At 70.7% G+C, this 639-nt stretch carries 1 protein-coding gene; it reads right to left on the bottom strand.

Annotation, left to right across the window (positions count from 1 at the left end; genetic code table 11):
• The coding region (locus tag AC1D1G_RS45825) for a glycosyltransferase (RefSeq protein WP_477957014.1) at positions 1-537 on the bottom strand (537 nt) is incomplete at its 3' end.
• Between the last annotated feature and the right edge of the window lie 102 nt (positions 538-639).

A 639-nucleotide genomic window follows, 5' to 3' on the forward strand; every position in this document is an offset into this window, starting at 1 on the left:
GTCCTTCGCAGGCAGTCCGACACCGACCCTGGCCTCGGAGCGTTGCCGCACACCCTGCCGGATCGACCGCGCCGTCGCGGTGCGCATGAGCGTGTCACGGAGCCTGCCCCGAATTCCCACGCCCGGAGCCAATCCGCTTCCGATGGGCGGCAACCCCTTGGACGCGGCGTACAGCGGATGCGGGGACAGCTCGACCCACGGGATCCCCAGCCGCTCCGCGGCCATACCCCCGCCGGCGGTGAGGATGTCCGAGACGACGAGGTCGGGTCCCATCGCGCGCAGGTCGGGGAGCAACTCGGTGGAGATGTGCGCGGCGCGGGCGTGAATGCGCGCTCCCGCATCGAGGTCGTCGTCCGTCGGGCGGGGCGCGAGACCTTTCAGCAACTCGGCAGGCACACCGGCCGCCCGTGCGGACTCGACCCACCGTGAGCCTGTGAACAGGACGGGATCGTCTCCGGCCTCGATGAAAGCGAGGCACAACGCAAGGGCGGGAAAGGCATGTCCGGGATCAGGCCCGGCGACCACGGCGACTCGCACGAACCACAGGGTGTCACACGGTCGGCGTCACCGTTTCTCGAACACTRCTTCGGCGGCACCGCGAGCCCGGGCACGGTCGGCGGGCACGAGTCCGATCCGGGT

Source organism: Rhodococcus sp. P3_B8 (assembly GCF_056402775.1).